Source organism: Micromonospora terminaliae, from assembly GCF_009671205.1.
Classification (GTDB): domain Bacteria; phylum Actinomycetota; class Actinomycetes; order Mycobacteriales; family Micromonosporaceae; genus Micromonospora; species Micromonospora terminaliae.
This window is the reverse complement of sequence record NZ_CP045309.1, coordinates 3,016,981-3,038,863: the sequence shown is the minus strand read 5'-3', so window position 1 is coordinate 3,038,863 and position 21,883 is coordinate 3,016,981. Positions and strand designations below refer to the sequence as shown.

The window sequence follows — 21,883 nt, the reverse complement described above, 5'->3', positions numbered from 1 at the left end:
GCTGCCGGCGGCTCAACCGCGCGTCCGCCGCCGGCGCTCGACCGTCGGCTCAGGCGCTCTCGCGTGCCACCAGCGTCGACGGGAACGCGGTGACCGGCGGCACCGGCCGGCCGTCGAGCACCGCGGTGGCCGCCGCCGTGGCGATCCGGGCCACGGGGTGGGTGGCGGTGGTCAGCGCCGGGCTGCTCACGGCCGCGTACGGGATGTCGTCGAACCCGGCCACCGCCACGTCGTGCGGCACGCGCAGCCCGCGCCCCCGCAGCGCGGCGATCACGCCCAGCGCGGTGGCGTCGCTGGCCGCGTAGATCGCGTCGGTGTCCGGCCAGCGGTCCAGCGCCTCCAGCGCCGCCCGGGCGCCCCGCGCCGCCGTGAAGTCGCCGGTGACCAGGCGCACCGGCAGCCCGGCCGCCCGCATGAGCCCCTCGTACGCGGTCACCGACCGCTCGGCGCAGCTCAGCCAGCGGGGGCCGGTGACCATGGCGATCCGGCGGCGGCCGCCGGCGTGCAGGTGACGCAGGACCGCGCCGGCGCCGGCGGCGTTGTCCACGTCGAAGGACGGTACGGCCGGCGAGCCGGTGCCGATCGAGACGACCCGCCCGCGCAGCCCCACGGGAACCGCGTCGAGCACCCGCGCGGTGGTGTTGACCAGCAGCACCCCGCACACGCTGCGGTCGTCGCCGAGCCGGCGCAGCCCGGCCGGGGCGTCCAGCGGCAGCCACTCCAGGGCGACGCCGACCCCGTGCGGGGCGCACACCCGGGCCGCCGCGCTCACCAGCCGGTCCACGTACGGGTCGTCCAGCACGGTGGCGTCGGTGCCGGAGACCGCCACGACGAGGCGTACCCCGGCGCCCCGGACCAGGGCGCGGGCCGTGACGTTGGGCACGTAGCCCAGGCGGTCGGCGGCGGCGTGCACCCGCTCCCGGGCGTCCACCGAGGCGAACCCGTACCCGCCCAGCACCCGGGACGCGGTGGCCCGGGAGACCCCGGCCGCCCGGGCCACGTCGTCGAGGGTCGCCGGGCGGGCGCTCGGTGTCTCCATGTCTGGTCCTCCCCGTGCTGGCCGTTCTGTCGGCATCATGCCCGGCCGAGGTCCCCCGGGGTAAGGGGTGGGAGCCGTTTGTGGTGGTAGCGCTCTCAGGTGTGCGATGGTCGTCGGACGACACTCCGGGGAGAGGACGACAGCACGGTGAGCAGCACCATCGACGCGCCGGCCGGGGCCCGCGACGTGAGCCCGCGGGCGGTCCTGGCCGCCCGCAACGGCGTGGCGGCCGTGTTCGCCCTCAACGGGCTCGCCGTGGCCACCTGGTTCGCCCGGGTCCCCGCGATCCGTGAGTCCCTCGGGCTCAGCGCCGGGCGCCTCGGCCTGCTGCTGCTGGCCATGTCGGCCGGTGCGCTGGTGGCCATGTCCACCGCCGGGCTGGTGACCCTGCGGCTCGGCCCGGCCCGCACCGTGGCGTCCTCGACCGTCCTGGTCGCGCTCGGCCTGACGGCCGCCGGCCTGTCGGCCAGCCTGGCCGGCTCGCTGATCGGCGTCGTGGTGGGGCTGTTCGCCGTGGGGTACGGCTCCGGCACCTGCGACGTGGCCATGAACGTCGAGGGCGCGGCGGTGGAGAAGCGGCTCGGCCGCACGATCATGCCCCGGTTCCACGCCGCCTGGAGCCTCGGCTCGGTCGCCGGCGCCGGGCTCGGTGCCGGTGCGGCCCGGCTGGGCGTACCGGTCGGCTGGCACCTGCCCGTGATCGCGGTGCTGGTCCTGGCCGGCACGCTGCTCGGCGTCCGCGCCTTCCTGGCCGCACCGGCCGAGCCGGCCGGCGCGGCCGAGCCCGCCGACCACCGGCGCGCGCTGCTGGCCACCTGGCGGGAGCCGCGCACCCTGCTCATCGGCCTGTTCGTGCTGGTCATGGCGTTCACCGAGGGCAGCGCGAACGACTGGCTGGCGGTGGCGTTCGTCGACGGGTACGGGGTGAGCGAGGCGGCCGGCGCCGCCGTCTTCGGGGTGTTCGTGGTCGGCATGACCCTCGGCCGGACCGCCGGCACCGTGGCGATCGACCGGTGGGGCCGGGTGCCGGTGCTGTTCGGCACCATCGCGCTGGCCGTCACCGGCGCCACCTGTGCGGTGCTGGCCGGCTCGGGGCCGCTCGCCGTGGTGGGCGTGGCGCTGTGGGGCGTCGGGGCGTCGCTCGGCTTCCCGGTCGGGATGAGCGCCGCCGCCGACGACGAGGACCGGGCGCCCACCCGGGTCAGCGTGGTCGCCATGATCGGCTACACGGCGTTCCTCGCCGGCCCGCCGCTGCTCGGCTTCCTCGGTGACCACCTGGGCATCCTCCACGCCCTCGGCCTGGTCCCCCTGCTCCTGCTGCCCACCCTCGCGCTGGTCCCGATCCTGCGCCCGCCGGCCCGCTGACGCCTCAGCCGACGTCCACCCGGCGTCCAGCCGGTTGCCAGGTTCGCGTGCTGCACTGGCTGGGACGCCGAGGAGAGGAGGCGGCCATGGGCTGGTTCAGCCGCCGGGCCACCGATCCGACGACCCCGACCAAGCTCGACCGGGAGGCGAACCGGGACGACCTGGCCGCGCTGGAGGCGTTCGTCACCAGCCGGCGCGGGGTCGAGTTCTATCTGGAACCCGAGACCACCGCCACCGACACCACCGTGGTGGCCATCGCGCACGACGGGGAGTGGATCCGCCGCCGCACCGGCTCGCCGCGGGCCGCCGGGAAGATCGCCCAGAAGCACGCGGTCCCGCTCTACGAGGCCGCCCGCACCGGCTACCCGGAGCGGATGCGCGCCTGGAACCGGGCGCACCCGGAGCGGCGCGCCCGCTGACCCGTCGGCGCGCCGCCGCGGAGCCCGGCTCCGGCGCCGGCCGGGGCGGCGTTCGCTCGACCCCGAAGCCGGCTCAGCCGCCGGCCAGCGCGGCGCGGGCCTCGGCCGGCGTCAGCGGCTCGTCGTGGGCCGAGACGTACCAGGCCACGTCGTCGTCGAGCAGGCTCGCCGCGAGGGCCAGGTCGGGCCCGTCCTCGGCCGTGCGCAGGTGCGCGGGCGGCGGGTACCAGCAGTCGCCGATCAGCAGCACCCCCGAGTCCGGCACCCGCACCACCGTGGAGTCCGGCGCGTGCCGGCCGCCCACGTGCCGGACCACCACGCCGGTGGGCAGGCTCAGCTCGTCGGTGAAGGTGCGCGTCGGCGGCAGCACCGCGAAGCCGTCCCAGGAGTCGACGGCCAGGGCCCGGGCGCGGAAGCTGTGCCCGAGGCGCGGGTTCTCGCGGACCTGCTCGCGCAGGTAGCGGTGGCTCCACGGCCGGGCCGCCTCGGCCCGCAGCAGGGGTACGGCCGACTCGTGCCCCACGATCTCCACGTCCGGCCAGGCGCAGGCGCCCCAGACGTGGTCCCAGTGGTGGTGGGTGTAGACGAGCCAGCGCGCCTCCGGCAACCCGGCCGCCGCCACCGCGGCCCGGACCTCCCGGGCGTGGGCGGGGCTCTGGCCCGCGTCGACGATCACACTTCCGCGGTCGTCGGCGACCACCGCCACGGCCGGGCGGACCGCGAACGGGTCGGGATCGCCGGGGAACAACCAGACCCGGCCGGCGAGATGGCGCAGCGTCACCGGCAATTCCTCCCCGCTCCGTGGCACATGATCACAGTCGACCGCGATGCTATCGGGCGGATGCCGCTCCGGGCCGCCCCGGCTGCGGCGACGCGGTCACGGCGCCCGGACCGGCGCGCACCGGGAAGGCCCGCCACGGGCCGCCGGAATGCCGCCGTTCCCATCGACCCGGGCCATTGCGATCGGGACGACGGAAAAGGAATTAATATCGACATGGGCGGATGCCGGAGGTCGCGGGCAAGGCCGGGGACCCGGCGTTGACCCGCGCCGGGCGGCTGTGGCAGCATTCGCGGCCTGACGGCAGTGAAGGAAGCCGGTGCGATTCCGGCGCGGTCCCGCCACTGTCACCGGGGAGCGATCCCCCCTCGTGAGTCACGGCCGTGCGTGCGCGGCTGGAAGGCCGGGGGTGAGCGTCGATCCGGGAGCCAGGATACTTCGGCCGTCGGAGAGCCCCAGGGCGTGGACACCCGAGGAGGACCCGATGCACGGCCTTTCCGCCATCGACGACGATCGTCGTTCCCGGCCGGCGCGCACCGACGCGCCGCTGACCGCTCACCCCGCCGCCCCGCAGGCCGCCGTGCCGCGCGCCGGGCGGGCCCGCGCCGTCCGCCGCTGACCGTCCCGCCGGGTCCCGCACCCGGCCGGGCGCCCCTGCCGACCCGCCGTCGGTGAACCGTCCGCCGGACCCGCGTACCCGCCGAACCCGCGCCCACCCCCGCCCGCCGCCGGCCCTCGCCGCGCCGCCGGGCGTCACGCTCCGGAGCCGTCCGTGCGCATCCTGCTGCTCTCCACCGCCGACACCGACCTGCTCGCCGCCCGCGCCAGCGGCGCCGGCTACCGGCTCGCCAACCCCGCCCGGGTCGCCGCCGACGCCGTGCCCGCGCTGCTCGACGGCGTCGACCTGGCCGTCGTACGCCTGCTCGGCGGCCGGCAGGCGTGGCCGGACGGCCTCGCCGCGGTGCTCGGCTCCGGCGTGCCCACGGTCGTGCTCGGCGGCGAGGCGGTGCCCGACGCGGAGCTCATGGCGGCGTCCACGGTGGCCGCCGGGGTGGCCGCCGAGGCCCTCGCCTACCTGGTCGAGGGCGGCCCCGGCAACCTGGCCGAGCTGGCCCGGTTCCTCTCCGACACGGTGCTGCTCACCGGTGAGGGTTTCAACCCGCCCGCGCCCACCCCGCCCCACGGGATCCTCGGCCCCGACCCGGCGCCCGACGGCCGGCCCGTGGTCGGCATCGTCTTCTACCGGGCGCACGCCCTGGCCGGGAACACCGCCTTCGTCGAGACCCTGGCCGACGCCGTGACGGCGGCCGGCGGCCAGCCGTTGGCGGTGTTCTGCGGCTCGCTGCGCGGCCTCGCACCGGGCGCGGGTCCGCTGGAGCTGTTCGCGCGGTGCGACGCCCTCGTGGTGACGGTGCTCGCCGCCGGCGGGACGGTCGCCGCGGACGCCTCCGGCGGGGGCGACGAGGACGCCTGGGACGTCGGCGCGCTCGCCGCCCTGGACGTGCCGATCGTGCAGGCCCTCTGCCTCACCAGCGAGCGTGACCGGTGGGCGGCCGGCGACGCCGGACTGTCCCCGTTGGACGCCGCCATGCAGGTGGCCATTCCCGAGTTCGACGGCCGGATCGTGACGGTGCCGTTCTCGTTCAAGCGGATCGACGCCGACGGCCTCTCGGTCTACGAACCCGACCCGGAGCGGGCCGCCCGGGTCGCCGGGATCGCCGTCCGGCAGGCGCGGCTGCGGCACGTGCCGAACGCCGGCAAGCGCCTGGCCGTCGTGCTCAGCTCGTACCCCACGAAGCACTCCCGGGTCGGCAACGCGGTCGGCCTGGACACGCCGGCCTCGGCGGTCCGGCTGCTCGCCGCCCTGGCCGAGGCCGGCTACCACCTGGGCGACGGGCCGGTCCCGGACGACGGGGACGCCCTGATCCACGCGCTGATCGCCGCGGGCGGGCACGACGTCGAGTGGCTCACCCCGGAACAGCTCGCCGCCGCCGAGGCGCGGGTGCCGGGGGAGACCTACCGGCGCTGGTTCGAGGCGGTGCCCGCCGCGCTGCGCGAGCGGATGCGGGAGCACTGGGGCGAGCCGCCCGGCCGCCTCTACACCGACGGCGGCGACCTCGTCCTCGCCGGGCTGCGCTTCGGCAACGTGGCGCTGCTCATCCAGCCGCCGCGCGGCTTCGGCGAGAACCCCGTGGCCATCTACCACGACCCGGACCTGCCGCCCAGCCACCACTACCTGGCCGCGTACCGCTGGCTGGCCGCGCCGGTCGCCGACGGCGGCTTCGGCGCGGACGCCGTGGTCCACCTCGGCAAGCACGGCACCCTGGAATGGCTGCCCGGCAAGGGCCTCGGGCTGGCCGCCGACTGCGCCCCCGACGCGGTCCTCGGCGACCTGCCGCTGGTCTACCCGTTCATCGTCAACGACCCCGGCGAGGGCACCCAGGCCAAGCGCCGCGCCCACGCCGTGGTGGTCGACCACCTGGTGCCGCCCATGGCCCGCGCCGAGACCTACGGCGACCTGGCGAAGCTCGAACAGCTCCTCGACGAGTACGCCACCGTGCAGGCCCTCGACCCGGCCAAGGCGCCCACCGTGCAGCGGCAGATCTGGGACCTCGTGCGCGCCGCCGAACTGCACCACGACCTGCACCAGGCCGAGATGCCCGGCGCGGACGACTTCGACGACTTCGTGCTGCACCTCGACGGCTACCTCTGCGAGGTCAAGGACGTGCAGATCCGCGACGGCCTGCACGTCCTGGCCGAGGCGCCCGCCGGGGAGGCGCGGGTCAACCTGGTCCTCGCGGTGCTGCGCGCCCCGCAGGTCTGGGGCGGCGCCCGCGTCCTGCCCGGGCTGCGCCAGGCCCTCGCCGCACACGCCGGCCTCGACGAGGCGGCGCTGCTCGCCACCCCTGGCGCGCGGATCGCCATGCCGGCGGCGCTCACCGACGCCGTCGACGGGCCGGCCGCCACCGCCGCCGACGCCGTCGACCTCATCGAGGCCCTGGCCCGCCGGCTCGTCCTCGGCATGGAGACCCTCGGCTGGGACGCGACCAGGGCCGGCGCGGTGGTCGAGGAGGTGGTCGGCGCTCCGGTGCCCGACGCCGCCGAGGTGCTCCGCTTCGCCGCTCAGGAGGTGGTGCCCCGGCTGGACCGGACCACCGACGAGATCGACCGGGTGCTCGGCGCGCTCGACGGCCGGTTCGTCCCGCCCGGCCCGTCCGGCTCGCCCACCCGCGGGCTGGTCAACGTCCTCCCCACCGGGCGCAACTTCTACTCCGTCGACCCGAAGGCCATCCCCAGCCGCAACGCCTGGGACGTGGGGGTCGCCCTCGCCGACTCGCTGCTGGCCCGGCACCTCGCCGACACCGGCGCGTACCCGCGGTCGGTCGGGCTCACGGTCTGGGGCACCAGCGCCATGCGCACCCAGGGCGACGACATCGCGGAGGTCCTCGCGCTGCTCGGCGTCCGTCCGGTGTGGGACGACCGGTCCCGCCGCGTCACCGGCGTCGAGGTGGTGCCCCTCGCCGAGCTGGGCCGCCCCCGGATCGACGTCACGGTGCGCATCTCCGGCTTCTTCCGGGACGCCTTCCCGCACGTCGTGGCCCTCATCGACGACGCCGTCCGGCAGGTCGCCGCGCTCGACGAGCCGGCCGCCGAGAACCACGTGCGGGCGCACGTCGACGCGGACGTCGCCGAACACGGGGACCGGCGACGGGCCACCGCCCGCATCTTCGGGTCCAAGCCCGGGGCGTACGGGGCCGGGCTGCTGCCGCTCATCGACGCCCGGAACTGGCGCACCGACGCCGACCTGGCCGAGGTGTACGCGGTCTGGGGCGGCTACGCCTACGGGCCGGGGCTGGACGGGCGGGAGGCGCGGGCCGACATGGAACGCTCCTTCGCCCGGATCGCCGTCGCCGTGAAGAACCAGGACACCCGCGAGCACGACATCGTCGACTCCGACGACTACTTCCAGTACCACGGCGGAATGGTGGCCATGGTCCGCCACCTCACCGGCGACGCCCCGGCCGCGTACGTGGGCGACTCGGCCATGCCGCACGACGTGCGCACCCGCACGCTGGGCGAGGAGACCCGCCGGGTGTTCCGGGCCCGGGTCGTCAACCCGCGCTGGATCGCCGCCATGCGCCGGCACGGCTACAAGGGCGCCTTCGAGCTGGCCGCCACCGTGGACTACCTGTTCGGCTACGACGCCACCGCCGGTGTCGTCGACGACTGGATGTACGAGCGGCTCGCCGAGGCGTACCTCTTCGACCCGGGGACCCGGGAGTTCCTGGAGCGGTCCAACCCGTGGGCGCTGCGCGGCATCGCCGAACGGCTGCTGGAGGCCGCCGACCGCGGACTGTGGGCCGCGCCCGAGCCGGTCACCCTCGACCGGCTGCACGAGACGTACCTGGCCAGCGAGGGCGACCTGGAGGACCGGCAGTGAGCGCGAGGAGTGAGCCGGGTTTGCGAGCCCCGCAGTCGCGAGCGAAGGAGGCACAGTGACGTCGTACCCGTTCAGCGCGGTGCTCGGGATGGACGAGATGCGCCTCGCCCTGCTGCTCAACGCGGTCAGCCCGGCCATCGGCGGGGTGCTGGTCCGCGGCGAGAAGGGCACCGCCAAGTCCACCGCCGTGCGCGCCCTCGCGACCCTGCTGCCCCCGGTCGACCGGGTCGCCGCCTGCCGCTTCGCCTGCGATCCGGCCGCCCCCGACCCGGGCTGCCCGGACGGCCCGCACCCGGCCGGGTCGGCGGCCGAGCGCCGCCCGGCCCGCCTGGTCGAACTGCCGGTGGGCGCCGCCGAGGACCGGGTGGTCGGCTCGCTCGACCTGGAGAAGGCCCTCGCCGAGGGGGTACGCGCCTACGAGCCCGGCCTGCTCGCCGCCGCCCACCGCGGCGTGCTCTACGTCGACGAGGTCAACCTGCTCCACGACCACCTGGTCGACCTGCTCCTGGACGCCGCCGCCATGGGCCGCTGCCACGTCGAGCGGGAGGGCGTCTCGGTCAGCCACGCCGCCCGGTTCCTGCTGGTCGGCACCATGAACCCGGAGGAGGGGGAGCTGCGCCCGCAGCTGCTCGACCGGTTCGGGCTCACCGTCGAGGTGGCCGCCAGCCGCGACCCCGCCGTACGCGCCGAGGTGGTCCGCCGCCGGCTGGCCGCCGACGCCGACCCGGCCGGCTTCGCCGCCGGCTGGGCCGCGGCCGACGCCGAGGTGGCCCGCCGGGTGGCCGCCGCCCGGCACCGGCTGGCCGGGGTGGCGCTGCCCGACGCGGCCCTGCGGCAGATCGCGGAGGTCTGCGCGGCGTTCGACGTGGACGGCATGCGCGCCGACATCGTCACGGCCCGGACCGCCGTGGCGCACGCCGCCTGGCAGGGCCGGGACCGGGTGACCGCCGACGACGTGCGGGTCGCCGCCCGGCTGGCCCTGCCGCACCGGCGCCGCCGGGACCCGTTCGACACCCCCGGGCTGGACGAGCAGCGCCTGGACGAGGCGCTGCGCCGCGCCCGCGAGCAGCACCCCGACGACGACCCCGACGACGACGGCCCCGACGGCGACCCCGGCCGTGGATCCGGCGGCGGGCCCGGGCCGGACGGTGGTCCGGACGGTGGTCCCGGCGGCCGTCCCGGGGCGGCCGACGGTCCCGAGGGCTCGGGTGGTGACGGGGTGGGCTCCGGCGGTCCCGGTCTGTCGGCCCGCGGGAAGGGCGGCGACGACGGGCGGGACGTGTCCGGGACGTCCGACGACGCCAGCCGTCGCGGGTCGCCGGACGACGGGAGCGGGACCGGCCGGGACGGCCGCTGGCCGGCCAGCGGGCGGATCGGGGACGGAAGAGGCGGCCACCGGTCCAGCAAGGACCGGCCCGGCGACGGCTTGCCCGGTGACGGCTTGCCCGGCGACCGCGGCGACGTCGAGTGGGACCGGTTCGGACAGCCCGGCGACGACCGGAGCATCGGCCAGGACGGGGACGGCCCTGACGCCGGTGGGCCCGCCAGGGGCGCGATGGCCGGGGGTGGAGGCCGGGCGCACACCCGCCGGCCCGGCGCTGGTAGGCGGCCAGGGGACCCGGATCACGCCGAGGGCGGGAGCGTTGCCGCGCCGGACCGGGGGCTGCGGGCCCGGCTGCTCACCGCGCCCGGCGTCGGCGAGGGCGTGCCCGGCCGGCGCTCCCGGGCCCGCACCGGGCGCGGCCGCACCACCGGCGCCCGGGTGCCCGCCGGCCGCGCCGAGGCGCTGCACCTGCCGGCGACCGTGCGGGCGGCCGCCCCGTACCAGGCCGCGCGGGGCCGGCGTGGCGGGCCGCTGCGGCTGCGCCCGTCCGACGTGCGCGAGGCGGTCCGGGAGGGACGCGAGGGCAACCTCGTTTTGTTCGTGGTGGACGCCAGCGGGTCGATGGGCGCCCGGGAGCGGATGTCCACCGTGAAGGGGGCGGTGCTGGCGCTGCTCACCGACGCGTACCAGCGGCGGGACAAGGTGGCCGTGGTCGCCTTCCGGGGCACCGGCGCACAGACTCTCCTCCCGGCTACGTCGTCCGTGCTGGCCGCCTCGACCCGGCTGGCCGAGCTGCCCACCGGCGGGCGTACCCCGCTGGCGGAGGGGCTGCTCGCGGCGGCCGACCTGCTGCGGGTGGAGCGGCTGCGCGACCCGAAGCGCCGCCCCCTCGTGCTGGTGGTCACCGACGGCCGGGCCACGGCGGGCCCCCGCCCCCTGGACCGGGCCGCCCGCGCGGCAGCCGTCCTCGCCGCCACGGGCGCCCCCTGCGTGGTCGTGGACTGCGAGTCCGGCCCGATCCGCCTGCACCTGGCGAGCCGCCTGGCAGCCCACCTGAACGCCCCCCACCACCCCCTCGCCAACCTCACGACAGGCCCCACCGCTCCCGGCGATCATGGAGTTGTGGCCGGGACACAAGGGACGAAAGCGTCGAAGAACGGAGCCACAACTCCATGATCGCGGATGTCGATGCCGGACCGACGAGGAGCGTTGCCTGATGCCACAGGGGAAGCCGAGCCACGTGCCCTCCGACGGGCTGACCACCCGGCAGCGGCGGCATCGCCCGTTGCTGATCGTGCACACCGGACAGATGAAGGGGAAGTCGACGGCCGCGTTCGGGCTGGCGCTGCGCGCCTGGACCGCCGGGCTGCCCGTCGGTGTCTTCCAGTTCGTCAAGAGCGCCAAGTGGCGGGTGGGGGAGGAGAACGCCTTCCGGGCCCTCGGCGAGGTGCACGAACGCACCGGGCAGGGCGCCCCGGTCACCTGGCACAAGATGGGTGAGGGCTGGTCCTGGATCCAGCGCGGCGGGGAGGCCGACCACGCCGAGGACGCGCGGGAGGGCTGGCGGCAGATCCGGCGCGACCTGGCCGCCGAGCGGTACGGGCTCTACGTGCTCGACGAGTTCACGTACCCCATGAAGTGGGGTTGGGTCGACGTCGACGAGGTGGTCGCCACGCTGCGCGACCGGCCCGGCTTCCAGCACGTGGTGATCACCGGCCGGGACGCCGACCCGCGGCTGGTCGAGGCGGCCGACCTGGTCGCCGAGCTGACCAAGGTCAAGCACCCGATGGACGCCGGTCAGAAGGGCCAGAAGGGCATCGAATGGTGACGCCCTGGGCGCTGCCCCGGCTCGTCGTCGCGGCCCCGGCCAGCGGGCACGGCAAGACGACCGTGGCCACCGGGCTGCTCGCCGCGCTGCGCCGCCGTGGCCTGACGGTCAGCCCGCACAAGGTGGGCCCCGACTACATCGACCCCGGCTACCACGCGCTCGCGGCCGGCCGGCCCGGCCGCAACCTCGACCCCTGGCTGGTCGGCCCGGACCGGATCGCCCCGCTGCTGCGCCACGGCGCGAGCGTGCCCAGCCCGGCCGACGTGGCCGTGGTCGAGGGGGTGATGGGGCTGCACGACGGCGCCGTCGGCCACGGCGGGTACGCCTCCACGGCGCACGTCGCCCGGCTCGTCGAGGCGCCGGTCCTGCTGGTCCTCGACACGACGGCGCAGGGCCGCTCCGCCGCCGCGCTGGTGTTCGGCATGCGCGCCTTCGACCCGGCGGTGCGCGTCGGCGGGGTCATCCTCAACCGGGTCGGCTCGCCCCGGCACGAGACGCTGCTCCGCGACGCGCTCGCCGAGGTGGGCGTGCCGGTGCTCGGCGCGGTGACGCGGGCCGCCGAGGTCTCCGCGCCGTCCCGCCACCTCGGTCTGGTGCCGGTCGCCGAACGCGCGCCCGAGTCGGTCGCCGTGGTGGCCGCGCTCGCCGACCTGGTCGAGTCCACCGTGGACCTGGACGCCGTGCTGGCGCTGGCCCGCACCGCGCCGCCGCTGACCGCGCCCGCCTGGGATCCCGCCGCCGCCGTCGGCGGTCCCGCGGGCACCGCCCGCCCGGTCGTCGCGGTCGCCGGCGGGGCGGCGTTCACCTTCTCGTACGCGGAGACCGCCGAACTGCTCACGGCGGCCGGCGCGCGGGTGGTGACCCTCGACCCGCTGCGCGACGACGCCCTGCCGCCCGGCACCCGGGCCGTGGTGATCGGCGGCGGCTTCCCCGAGCTGTACGCCGACGCCCTGGCCGGCAACACCGCGCTCCGCGCCGAGCTGGCCGGCTTCGACGGGCCGGTGGTCGCCGAGTGCGCCGGGCTGCTCTACCTCGGGCGCGCCCTCGACGGGGTGCCGATGTGCGGGCGGCTCGACCACACCGCCCGGATGACCGGCCGGCTCACCCTCGGCTACCGCGACGCCGTGGCCGCCGCCGACTCCCCGGTCCACCGCGCCGGCGACCCGGTACGCGGACACGAGTTCCACCGCACGGTCACCGACCCCGGGCACGGCGACCGTCCCGCCTGGCACTGGGACGGCGCCCCGCACGGCTTCGTGACCGGCCGGGTGCACGCGTCCTACCTGCACACCCACTGGGCCGGGCACCCGGCCGCGGCGCGCCGGCTGGTCGAGGCGGCGAGCCGGTGAACGCCGTGCTGACCGGCATCGGGGTGGGACCCGGCGATCCCGAACTGCTGACGCTCAAGGCCGTACGGCTGCTGGGCGAGGCCGACCTGGTGTTCGTACCCGTGCTGGACCGGCACGCCGCGGACCCGGACGCGCCCCCCGGCCGGGCCGAGACGACCGTGCGGGCGCACGTGCCCGCGGACCGGCTGCGCCGGCTGCCGTTCGCCCTCGACGACCGGGGCGGGGTGACCGCCCGCCGGGAGCGGGCCTGGGATGCGGCCGCGGCGGCCGTGGTGGCCGCCGTCGACGCCGGGGCCCGGTCGGTCGCCTTCGCCACCATCGGGGACCCCAACGTCTACTCGACCTTCGGCTACCTCGCCGACGGGGTGCGGGACCGGCGGCCCGGGATCGCGGTGCGGACCGTGCCCGGCATCACGGCCATGCAGGACCTGGCCGCCCGGGCCGGCGTGCCGCTGTGCGAGGGCCGCGAACCGCTCACCCTGCTGCCCGCCACGGCCGGCCTCACGCCGGTCGCCGACGCGCTCGCCGGCCCCGGCACCGTCGTCGTCTACAAGGGCTGGCGCCGCCATCCCGACCTGGTCGGCGAGCTGCGCCGGCAGGGCCGGCTGGCCGACGCCGTGCTGGGCCGGTCGCTCGGCCTGCCCGGCGAGCGGATCGGGCCGGTGGACGGCGCCGCCGCCGACCTGCCGTACCTGTCGACGCTGCTGGTCCCGGCCCGCCGGGACCGGCGGGGAGGAAAACTGTGACCACTACCGGCAAGGTCTGGTTCGTCGGGGCCGGCCCCGGCGCCGCCGACCTGCTCACCCTGCGCGCCGCCCGGGTCATCGCCGAGGCCGACGTGGTGATCTGGGCGGCCAGCCTCGTGCACGCCGACGTGCTCGCCCACGCCCGCCCGGACGCCGAGATCGTCGACTCCTCCCAGCTGCCCATCGAGGGCGTCCGGCCGCTCTACGAACGGGCCGCCGCCGGCGGGCTGGTCGTCGCGCGCATCCACTCCGGCGACCCGGCCCTCTGGGGCGCCGTGCAGGAGCAGCTCGACCTGTGCCGCGACCTCGGCCTGGCCGTGGAGGTGGTGCCCGGGGTGTCCTCGTTCACCGCGGTCGCCGCGCTGGTCGGCCGGGAGCTGACCATCCCCGAGGTGGCCCAGTCGGTGATCCTCACCCGTCTGGAGGGCGGCAAGACGCCGATGCCGCCGGGCGAGCGGGTCCGCGAGTTCGCCCGGCACGGCACCACCATGGCGCTGTTCCTCTCCGCCGCCCGCTCCGGGCAGGCGCAGGCGGAGCTGCTGGCCGGTGGCTACCCGCCGGAGACGCCGGTGGTGGTCGCGTACCAGGCGACCTGGCCCGACGAGCTGGTGGTCCAGTGCCCGCTCGGTGAGCTGGAGGCCACCGTCAAGGCGCACCGGCTGTGGAAGCACACGCTCTTCCTGGTCGGGCCGGCGCTCGCCGCCAGCGGCACCCGCTCGCACCTGTACCACCCCGGGCACTTCCACACCTACCGCCGGGCCGAGCCCGGTGCCCGCGCCGCGCTGCGCCGCACCCGTGCCCGCGACGACGCCGGGGACGACCGGTGACGTACGCCGAGCCGCCGCTGCGCGAGCCGGACCTCCCGCGTACGGCGAAGGTCCGGCCCACGGCGCTGCGCACCGGCTGGACCACCGGCGCGTGCGCCACCGCGGCCACCAAGGCGGCGCTGACCGCGCTGGTCACCGGCGAGCCGCAGCGCGAGGTCGAGATCGGCCTGCCCGCCGGCCGGCGGGTCAGCTTCGCGGTGGCCCGCTGCGACCTGGAACCGGCGCGGCGGGCCGAGGCCGTGGTGGTCAAGGACGCCGGTGACGACCCGGACGTCACGCACGGCGCCGAGCTGACCGCCACCGTCACCTGGCGGGACGAGCCGGGGCTGCGCCTCGACGGCGGGCCGGGCGTCGGCACGGTCACCCGGCCCGGGCTCGGCCTGGCGGTGGGCGGCCCGGCCATCAACGAGACCCCACGCCGCATGATCGGCCAGGCCGTCGCCGAGGTGGTCGACCTCGGCGAGACCGGCGTCCGCGTGGTCATCAGCGTCCCGCGTGGCGAGATCATGGCCCGCAAGACCACCAACCGCCGGCTCGGCATCCTCGGCGGCATCTCCATCCTCGGCACCACCGGGATCGTCCGGCCCTTCTCCACCGCCTCCTGGCGGGCCAGCGTGGTGCAGGCCGTGCACGTGATGGCCGCACAGGGGGAGCGGACCGTGGTGCTGTGCACCGGCGGGCGTACCGAGCGGGCGGCCCGGGCGCTCCTGCCGGAGCTGCCCGAGGTGTGCTTCGTCGAGGTCGGCGACTTCACCGGCGCGGCGGTCACCGCCGCCGTCGGCGACGGGATGACCGGCGTCGTCTTCGTCGGCATGGCCGGCAAGCTGGCGAAGCTCGCCGCCGGCATCCTGATGACCCACTACACCCGCTCCAAGGTGGACCTGTCGCTGCTCGGCGCGGTCACCGCCGAGGCCGGCGGCGACCCGGACCTGGTCGCCGCCGTCACCGCCGCCAACACGGGCCGGCACGCGTACGAGCTGTGGGCGGCCGCCGGGCTGCTCGGCCCCGCCGGGGACCTGCTCTGCCGGCGGGTCCGGCAGGTGCTGCTCCGCTTCGCCGGGCACGCCGTCCGCGTCGACGTGGCCATGGTGGACTTCGCGGGCGCCCTGGTGGTCGCCTCCTCCGGGCGGTGGGCCGCGTGAGCGTGCTCGTGGTGGGCACCGACGCCGCCGGCCGGCCCGCCCACCCCGCGCTCGCCGGGGCGCTGGCCGGCGCGGGCCTGGTCGTGGGCGCCGCTCGGCACCTGGCCGCCGTTCCGGTGCCGGCCGACTGCGCCACCGTCGTGCTCGGCCCGCTCGCACCGGCGCTGGACCGGCTCGCCGCCGCCGTCGCCGCCGGAACGCCCGCGGTGGTCCTGGCCAGCGGCGACCCCGGGCTCTTCGGCATCGTCCGCCGGCTCCGCGCGGCGGGCCTGCCGGTGCGGGTGCTCCCCGCCGTCTCCAGCGTCGCCGCCGCGTTCGCCCGCGCCGGGCTGCCCTGGGACGGCGCGGCAGTGGTCACCGCGCACGGCCGGGACCTGGCCCCCGCGCTCAACGCCTGCCGGGCGCTGCCCACCGTCGCCGTGCTCACCGCCCCCGGCGCGGGCGCGGCCGAGCTGGGCGCCGGCCTGGCCGGCTGGGACCGCCGCCTGGTCGTCGCCGAGCACCTCGGCACCCCCGACGAACGCGTCACCTGGACCACCCCGGCCGAGGCCGCGGCACGAACCTGGTCCGACCCGCACGTGCTGCTGAGCCTCGCCCCGGAGACCACCCCACCCGAGGACCCGGACCCGTCGATCTTGCACTTACGGCCCGGCTCACGTCGGGTTCGAGCGTTTCACCCGGGCACCAACTGCACCATCGCGGGGGGCGCCGGCGGGATGCGTGTTGATGACCAGCCTGCTGCCGCGCCTGTCGGGGGCTGGGCTTTGCCCGAGTCCGCGTACGTCCACCGGGACTCGATGATCACCAAGGCCGAGGTGCGGGCTCTTGCGGTGGCCCGGTTGCGGCCCCGGCTGGGCCGGCTGGTCTGGGACGTCGGCGCCGGCAGCGGCTCGGTCGGCATCGAGTGCGCGCTGCTCGGCGCGGCGGTGCTCGCCGTCGAACGCGACCCGGACGCGCCGATCCGGGCCAACGCCGCCCGGCACGGCGTCGACGTCCGGGTGGTGACCGGGACGGCCCCGGAGGCCCTGGCCGGGCTGCCCGACCCCGACGCGGTCTTCGTCGGCGGGGGCGGCACGGACGTGCTCGCCGCCGTGGCCGACCGCCGCCCGCCCCGGATCGTCGCCACCCTGGCCGCCCTCGACCGTGTCGCGCCGGCCGTGCACCTGCTGCGCGCCGCCGGCTACGCGGTCGACGGCTGCCAGCTCGCCGCCGCCCGCCTCGCCGACCTGCCCGGCGGCTCCCTGCGCCTGGCCGCCACCAACCCGGTCGTGCTGCTCACCGGGGAGCTCCCGTGACCGTCCACCCGGAGGAAGCCGTGACCGCACCCTCGGACCCGTCGACCGGGGACCCCATCGCCGGCGCAGGCGGCAGGAAGGGGCCGTTCCGTGTCGGACTCGTGGCGGCGACCGCCGCCGGGCGGCGGCACGCGCGCATCCTCGCGGCGGCCTGGCCGCACGCCCGGCTCGTGGAGGCGGAGAGCGTCGCCGGCGCGCTGCGAGCGGCCTGGCGCGACTGCGACGCCGTGGTCGCCTTCCTGGCCACCGGTGCGGTCGTCCGCATCCTGGCCCCGCTGCTCGGCGACAAGCACACCGACCCGGCCGTGGTCGTGGTCGACGAGGCGGCCCGGCACGCCGTGGCCCTGCTCGGCGGGCACGCCGGCGGCGCCAACGCCCTCGCCGCCGAGGTCGGCGCGCTGCTCGGCGCCCGGCCGGTGGTCACCACCGCCACCGACGCGGTCGGCCTGCCCGGGCTGGACACCCTCGGCTGGCCCGTGGAGGGTGCGGTGGCCGCGGTGTCCCGGGCGATCCTCGACGGCGAGCCGGTCCGCCTGGTCGCCGACGCCACCTGGCCGCTGCCCGCCCTGCCGGAGCACGTCCGCGTCGAGATCGCACCCCCATCGACGGACCCGGCCGCACCCGAGCAGGGTGAGAGCGCCGCGGGCTGGCGGATCCTGGTCACCGACCGCGTCGTGCCGCTCGACGGGCGGACCGTGGTGCTCCGGCCGCCGTCCCTCGTCGCCGGCATCGGCTCCAGCCGGGGCGTACCGGCCGCCGAGGTGACGGGCCTGCTGCGCCGGGTGCTCGCCGACGCCGGCCTCAGCCCGGCCAGCCTGCGCTGCCTGGCCAGCGTGGACCTCAAGGCCGACGAGGCGGGCATCCGCGCGACCGCCGACGCGTACCGCGTACCCCTGGAGACCTGGCCCGCGGCGGACCTGGCGGCGGTCGACGTGCCGCACCCCAGCGAGGTGGTCCGCGCCGCGGTCGGCACGCCGAGCGTCGCGGAGGCCGCGGCGCTGCGCGCCGGGGGCACGCTGCTCGTGCCGAAGACCGCCTCGGCCATGGCCACCGTGGCGGTGGCCCGGCACGCCCCGCGCGGCCGGCTCGCGCTGGTCGGCCTCGGTCCCGGCGCCGCCGACCTGCGCACCCCGCGCGCGGTGGCCGAGCTGCGCCGGGCCGCCGTGGTGGTCGGCCTGGACCAGTACGTCGAGCAGATCCGCGACCTGCTGCGCCCCGGCACCCGCGTGCTGGCCAGCGGGCTCGGCGCGGAGGAGGCGCGGGCCCGGGCCGCCGTCGCCGAGGCCACCGCCGGCCACGCCGTCGCCCTGGTGGGCTCCGGCGACGCCGGGGTGTACGCGATGGCCAGCCCCGCCCTGGAACACGCCGACGACCGGATCGACGTGGTCGGCGTGCCCGGGGTGACCGCCGGGCTCGCCGCGTCGGCGCTGCTCGGCGCGCCGCTCGGCCACGACCACGTCTACCTGAGCCTGTCCGACCTGCACACCCCGTGGGAGGTGATCGCGCGCCGGGTCGCCGCCGCGGCCGAGGGCGACCTGGTGGCGCTGCTCTACAACCCGCGCAGCCGCACCCGCGACTGGCAGCTCGGCACGGCGCTGGACGCCTTCGCCGCGCACCGCCCGCCGGACACCCCGGTCGGCGTGGTGCGCAACGCCAGCCGCCCCGGCGAACGGGTGCACCTCGCGACCCTGGCCACCCTCGACCCGGCCCAGGTCGACATGTACAGCGTGGTGGTCGTCGGCAGCTCGCAGACGCGGGTCGTCGGCGGCCGGATGGTCACGCCCCGGGGGTACCGGTGGCGGTCGTGACCATCGGCGCCTGCCAGGGCTGCGGCGCCTGCCTGCTCACCTGCCCGGTCCACGCCATCCGCCCCACCCCCGCCGGCCTGCGGGTCACCGACCGCTGCACCGGCTGCCTCGAATGCCTGGAGATCTGCCCCGTGGACGCCATCCGCGTCGACCCCGACCCCCGAGGAGAGCAATGACCTCGACCCCGACCGCCGCCGCCCCGCCCGTCGGCCGCTGGAGTCGCGCCGAACGGGCCCGCCTCGGCGGCATCCTCTGCGCGGTCGCCGCGCTGCACGTCGCCGGGGTGACCCTCTACCTCTACTGGAACAACCAGCCGGCCGCGGCCGGCGGGCTGGCCGGCGCCGGCACCCTCGCGTACGTGCTGGGGGTGCGGCACGCCTTCGACGCCGACCACATCGCGGCCATCGACGACACCACCCGGCTCATGCTGCTGCGCGGCCGGCGGCCGGTCGGCGTCGGCTTCTTCTTCGCCCTCGGGCACAGCGCCGTGGTGCTGCTGCTGGCGCTGGTGGTCGGGCTCGCCTCCACCCGGCTGACCGGCGACCGCATGGCCGGCGTGCGCGAGGTCGGCGCCACCGTCGCCGTCGTCACCGCCACCGGTTTCCTGCTGCTCGTGGCGGCCCTCAACGCCGTGGTGCTGGCCGGGCTGGCCCGGCTCTGGCGGCGCCTTCGCGCCGGCGCGCTGGACGAGAACGAGCTGGACCTCCTGCTGCTCAACCGGGGCCTCCTGCACCGGATCCTCGGGGCCCGGGCCCGCACCCTGGTCCGCTCCTCCTGGCACATGGCCCCGGTCGGCTTCCTCTTCGGGCTGGGCCTGGAGACGGCCAGCGAGGTGACGCTGCTGGCGCTCTCGGCGAGCACCGCCGCCGCCGGTGGACTGCCGGTGCTGGCCCTGCTCACCCTTCCGCTGCTCTTCGCCGCCGGGATGTCCGCCATGGACACCGCCGACAGCCTGCTGATGAGCCGCGCCTACTCGTGGGCGTACCGGCAGCCGGCCCGGCGGCTCTGGTACAACCTGGCCACCACCACCATGACCGTGCTGGTCGGTGGCCTGGTCGCCAGCGTCTACCTGGCCGGGCTGCTCGCCGACGAGCTGGGCCTCACCGCCCTGGCCGGGTACGCCTCGATCGCCGACCACTTCGAACAGCTCGGCTACGCCGTGGTGGTCCTCTTCGCGCTCGCCTGGGGCGGCGCCGTGCTGCTCTGGCGGCTGCGCGGCCACGACAGCCGTTACGGGCAGGCCGGATCATGAGCCGGACCGTGCACCCCATCGAGGCGGAGTCCTACCGGATCCTGCGCGAGCGGGTCGACCTGTCCCACCTGCCGCCGCTGACCCGGGCGGTCACCGAGCGGGTGGTGCACGCGAGCGCCGACCTGGACTACGTCACCGGCCTGGTCTGCGACGAGGACGGCCTGGCCGCCGGCCGGGCCGCCCTGTCGTCCGGCGCGCCGATCGTCACCGACGTGTGGATGGTCGCCGCCGGCATCACCCGGGCCGGGCGGGAGATCGTCTGCCCGGTCGCCGAGCCGGCCGCCGCCGACCTGGGCCGCGCCGCCGGCATCACCCGCTCGGCGGCGGCGGTGCGGATCGCCGCCGACCGGGTCGGCCCGGGCGCCGTCTGGGTGGTCGGCTGCGCTCCCACCGCGCTGGTCGAGCTGATCGCGCTCGACGCGGCCCCGGCACTCGTGGTGGGCCTGCCGGTCGGCTTCGTGGGCGCGGCCGAGTCCAAGGCGGCGCTGCGGGCCAGTGGCCTGCCCGCCGTGTCGAACGTGGGCGAGAAGGGCGGCTCCGCGGTGGCCGCCGCCGCCCTCAACGCCCTGCTCTACCTGGAGGACTCGTGACGGACCGGACCCCCCTGCTGATCGTCGGGCACGGCACCCGCAGCGCCGCCGGTGTCGCCCAGTTCGGCGCGCTCGTCGAGCGGATCCGCCGCCGGGGCGCGGTCGCCGACGTCGAGGGCGGCTTCATCGAGCTGTCCCGCCCGCCGCTCACCGACGCCGTCGGCGCGCTGGTCGGCCGGGGCCACCGGAGCGTCGTGGCGCTGCCGCTGGTGCTGGCCGCCGCCGGGCACGGCAAGGGCGACATCCCTGCCGCCCTCGCCCGGGAGCGGCAGCGCCACCCCGGCCTGCGGTACGCGTACGGCCGGCCGCTCGGGCCGCACCCGCGGCTCCAGGAGGTGCTGGCGGAGCGGATCGACGCGGCGCTCGACGGCGCCGACCGGGCCGGTACCTGGGTGGCCCTCATCGGGCGCGGCTCCACCGACCCGGACGCCAACGCCGAGGTGACCAAGGTGGCCCGGCTGCTCTGGGAGGGACGCGGCTACGCGGGCGTGGAGCCGGGCTTCATCTCGCTCGCCGAGCCGTCCGTGCCGTCCGTGCTGGAGCGGCTGCGCCGGCTCGGCGCCCGGCGGATCGTGGTCGCGCCGTACTTCCTCTTCGCCGGGGTCCTGCCGGACCGGATCCTGGCGCAGAGCCGGGAGTTCGCCGCCGACCACCCCGGCCTGGACGTGCGGGTCGCCGAGGTGATCGGCGACTGCGACGACCTGGCCGACCTGGTCCTGGAGCGGCACGCCGAGGCGCTGCGCGGGGACATCCGGATGAACTGCGACACCTGCGCGTACCGGGTGGCGCTGCCCGGGTTCGCCGACAAGGTGGGCCGGCCGCAGACCCCGCACCACCACCCCGACGATCCCGCCGACGGGCACGGCCACCACCACCACCACCAGCACCACCACGACGCGCCGGCGCTGCGCCCCGGCCAGGTGGCCGTGGTGGGCGGCGGGCCCGGCCCGGACGACCTCATCACGGTACGGGGCCGGGCGCTGCTCGACGCCGCCGACGTGGTGGTGGCCGACCGGCTCGCCCCGGCCGGGCTGCTGCGCCGGCTGCGCCCCGGCGTGCTGGTGGTCGACGCCGCCAAGGTGCCCCGGGGCCCGTCGATGAGCCAGGACGCCATCAACGACACCCTGGTCGCGCACGCCCGTGCCGGGCGGCGGGTGGTCCGGCTCAAGGGCGGCGACCCGTACGTCTTCGGCCGCGGCCACGAGGAGGTGCTGGCCTGCGCGGCCGCCGGGGTGGAGACGGTGCTGGTGCCCGGGGTGAGCAGCGCGGTGGCCGCGCCCGGGCTGGCCGGGGTGCCGGTCACCCACCGCGGGGTGGCCCACGAGGTCACCGTGGTCTCCGGGCACCTGCCGCCCGGGCATCCGGACTCCCTCGTGGACTGGGCCGCGCTGGCCCGGGCCCGGGGCACGCTCGTGCTGCTCATGGCGGTGGACACGGTCGGGCGCATCGCCGCCGAGCTGCTCGCCCACGGGCGGGCCGCGGCGACGCCGGTGCTGGTGGTCCGGGACGCCGGCCACCCGGGGCAGTGGACGGCCCGGTGCCGGCTGGACGAGGTCGGCGCGCTCGCCACGCGGGACGACGTCCGGCCACCGGCGGTCTTCGTGATCGGGCCCGTGGTGGCGCTCGCCGCCGACACCACTCCGGCGCCTGCGGCCGTCTCGGCTCAGGGGTGAGTGGGGG

The 21,883-nt window shown here is 77.4% G+C and carries 17 protein-coding genes, 1 pseudogene and 1 riboswitch; of the genes and pseudogenes, 16 read left to right on the top strand and 2 right to left on the bottom strand.

Annotation, left to right across the window (positions count from 1 at the left end):
* Window positions 1–49: 49 nt before the first annotated feature.
* Entirely contained in the window at window positions 50–1,039 is a 990-nt protein-coding gene (locus GCE86_RS13660) for a LacI family DNA-binding transcriptional regulator (RefSeq protein ID WP_154227313.1), read from the bottom strand.
* A 147-nt stretch (window positions 1,040–1,186) separates the two neighbouring features.
* Between GCE86_RS13660 and GCE86_RS13655 the strand changes: the two genes are divergently transcribed.
* A complete protein-coding gene (locus GCE86_RS13655; RefSeq protein ID WP_154227312.1) occupies window positions 1,187–2,404 on the top strand; it encodes an MFS transporter in 1,218 nt (405 codons plus the stop codon).
* A gap of 86 nt (window positions 2,405–2,490) precedes the next feature.
* Window positions 2,491–2,823 carry a hypothetical protein gene (locus GCE86_RS13650; protein ID WP_154227311.1) on the top strand — a complete coding sequence of 111 codons (333 nt, stop codon included), beginning with the start codon at window positions 2,491–2,493 and terminating at the stop codon, window positions 2,821–2,823.
* A 73-nt stretch (window positions 2,824–2,896) separates the two neighbouring features.
* Here GCE86_RS13650 and GCE86_RS13645 read toward each other — a convergent pair whose 3' ends face one another.
* Window positions 2,897–3,604 carry an MBL fold metallo-hydrolase gene (locus GCE86_RS13645; RefSeq protein ID WP_244317288.1) on the bottom strand — a complete coding sequence of 236 codons (708 nt, stop codon included), beginning with the start codon at window positions 3,602–3,604 and terminating at the stop codon, window positions 2,897–2,899.
* A 306-nt stretch (window positions 3,605–3,910) separates the two neighbouring features.
* Window positions 3,911–4,040, top strand: a riboswitch (cobalamin riboswitch).
* A 45-nt stretch (window positions 4,041–4,085) separates the two neighbouring features.
* Between GCE86_RS13645 and GCE86_RS32360 the strand changes: the two genes are divergently transcribed.
* The 14 genes and pseudogenes from GCE86_RS32360 (at window position 4,086) to cobA (ending at window position 21,876) form a co-directional block, all read left to right on the top strand.
* Window positions 4,086–4,220 (top strand): hypothetical protein, encoded by a 135-nt coding sequence (locus tag GCE86_RS32360; protein ID WP_255474590.1) that lies wholly within the window; start codon window positions 4,086–4,088, stop codon window positions 4,218–4,220.
* Window positions 4,221–4,373: 153 nt separating this feature from the next.
* Window positions 4,374–8,042, top strand: a complete 3,669-nt coding sequence (gene cobN, locus GCE86_RS13640; protein WP_154227310.1) for a cobaltochelatase subunit CobN — start codon at window positions 4,374–4,376, stop codon at window positions 8,040–8,042.
* Window positions 8,039–10,542 (top strand): annotated as a pseudogene (locus GCE86_RS13635) (VWA domain-containing protein). Before cobN ends, GCE86_RS13635 begins: the two are co-directional and overlap by 4 nt.
* Before the next feature lie 40 nt (window positions 10,543–10,582).
* Complete coding sequence (cobO, locus tag GCE86_RS13630; RefSeq protein WP_154227309.1) at window positions 10,583–11,194, top strand: cob(I)yrinic acid a,c-diamide adenosyltransferase; 612 nt, start codon at window positions 10,583–10,585, stop codon at window positions 11,192–11,194.
* On the top strand, window positions 11,188–12,543 hold the full coding sequence (locus GCE86_RS13625) for a cobyrinic acid a,c-diamide synthase CobB (RefSeq protein ID WP_154227308.1): 1,356 nt from the start codon (window positions 11,188–11,190) through the stop codon (window positions 12,541–12,543). The genes cobO and GCE86_RS13625 overlap by 7 nt, the downstream gene beginning before the upstream one ends.
* The gene (cobI, locus tag GCE86_RS13620) at window positions 12,540–13,289 is read left to right on the top strand and encodes a precorrin-2 C(20)-methyltransferase (RefSeq protein ID WP_154227307.1); all 750 of its coding nucleotides are present in this window, start codon (window positions 12,540–12,542) and stop codon (window positions 13,287–13,289) included. Before GCE86_RS13625 ends, cobI begins: the two co-directional genes overlap by 4 nt.
* Window positions 13,286–14,116, top strand: a complete 831-nt coding sequence (gene cobM, locus GCE86_RS13615; RefSeq protein WP_154227306.1) for a precorrin-4 C(11)-methyltransferase — start codon at window positions 13,286–13,288, stop codon at window positions 14,114–14,116. Before cobI ends, cobM begins: the two co-directional genes overlap by 4 nt.
* Entirely contained in the window at window positions 14,113–15,258 is a 1,146-nt protein-coding gene (locus GCE86_RS13610) for a cobalt-precorrin-5B (C(1))-methyltransferase (protein WP_154227305.1), read from the top strand. Before cobM ends, GCE86_RS13610 begins: the two co-directional genes overlap by 4 nt.
* Window positions 15,246–16,553, top strand: coding sequence for a precorrin-6y C5,15-methyltransferase (decarboxylating) subunit CbiE (cbiE, locus tag GCE86_RS13605; protein WP_420846456.1), 1,308 nt, complete (start codon window positions 15,246–15,248; stop codon window positions 16,551–16,553). The genes GCE86_RS13610 and cbiE overlap by 13 nt, the downstream gene beginning before the upstream one ends.
* 56 nt (window positions 16,554–16,609) lie before the next feature.
* Window positions 16,610–18,361, top strand: a complete 1,752-nt coding sequence (cobJ, locus tag GCE86_RS13600) for a precorrin-3B C(17)-methyltransferase (protein ID WP_154230486.1) — start codon at window positions 16,610–16,612, stop codon at window positions 18,359–18,361.
* A complete protein-coding gene (locus tag GCE86_RS13595; RefSeq protein ID WP_154227304.1) occupies window positions 18,349–18,537 on the top strand; it encodes a DUF362 domain-containing protein in 189 nt (62 codons plus the stop codon). The genes cobJ and GCE86_RS13595 overlap by 13 nt, the downstream gene beginning before the upstream one ends.
* Window positions 18,534–19,613: a HoxN/HupN/NixA family nickel/cobalt transporter gene (locus GCE86_RS13590; RefSeq protein ID WP_239542433.1), complete on the top strand. Its 1,080-nt coding sequence runs from the start codon at window positions 18,534–18,536 to the stop codon at window positions 19,611–19,613. Before GCE86_RS13595 ends, GCE86_RS13590 begins: the two co-directional genes overlap by 4 nt.
* Window positions 19,610–20,203, top strand: a complete 594-nt coding sequence (locus GCE86_RS13585; protein ID WP_154227302.1) for a precorrin-8X methylmutase — start codon at window positions 19,610–19,612, stop codon at window positions 20,201–20,203. The genes GCE86_RS13590 and GCE86_RS13585 overlap by 4 nt, the downstream gene beginning before the upstream one ends.
* Window positions 20,200–21,876 carry a uroporphyrinogen-III C-methyltransferase gene (cobA, locus tag GCE86_RS13580; RefSeq protein WP_154227301.1) on the top strand — a complete coding sequence of 559 codons (1,677 nt, stop codon included), beginning with the start codon at window positions 20,200–20,202 and terminating at the stop codon, window positions 21,874–21,876. The genes GCE86_RS13585 and cobA overlap by 4 nt, the downstream gene beginning before the upstream one ends.
* Window positions 21,877–21,883: the final 7 nt, after the last annotated feature.

Coding starts and splice junctions, on each gene's coding strand:
- GCE86_RS32360 (WP_255474590.1), top strand. CDS start 4,086: ATGCACGGCCTTTCCGCCATCGACGACGATCGTCGTTCCCGGCCGGCG.
- GCE86_RS13660 (WP_154227313.1), bottom strand. CDS start 1,039: ATGGAGACACCGAGCGCCCGCCCGGCGACCCTCGACGACGTGGCCCGG.
- GCE86_RS13590 (WP_239542433.1), top strand. CDS start 18,534: ATGACCTCGACCCCGACCGCCGCCGCCCCGCCCGTCGGCCGCTGGAGT.
- GCE86_RS13650 (WP_154227311.1), top strand. CDS start 2,491: ATGGGCTGGTTCAGCCGCCGGGCCACCGATCCGACGACCCCGACCAAG.
- GCE86_RS13625 (WP_154227308.1), top strand. CDS start 11,188: ATGGTGACGCCCTGGGCGCTGCCCCGGCTCGTCGTCGCGGCCCCGGCC.
- GCE86_RS13585 (WP_154227302.1), top strand. CDS start 19,610: ATGAGCCGGACCGTGCACCCCATCGAGGCGGAGTCCTACCGGATCCTG.
- cobO (WP_154227309.1), top strand. CDS start 10,583: ATGCCACAGGGGAAGCCGAGCCACGTGCCCTCCGACGGGCTGACCACC.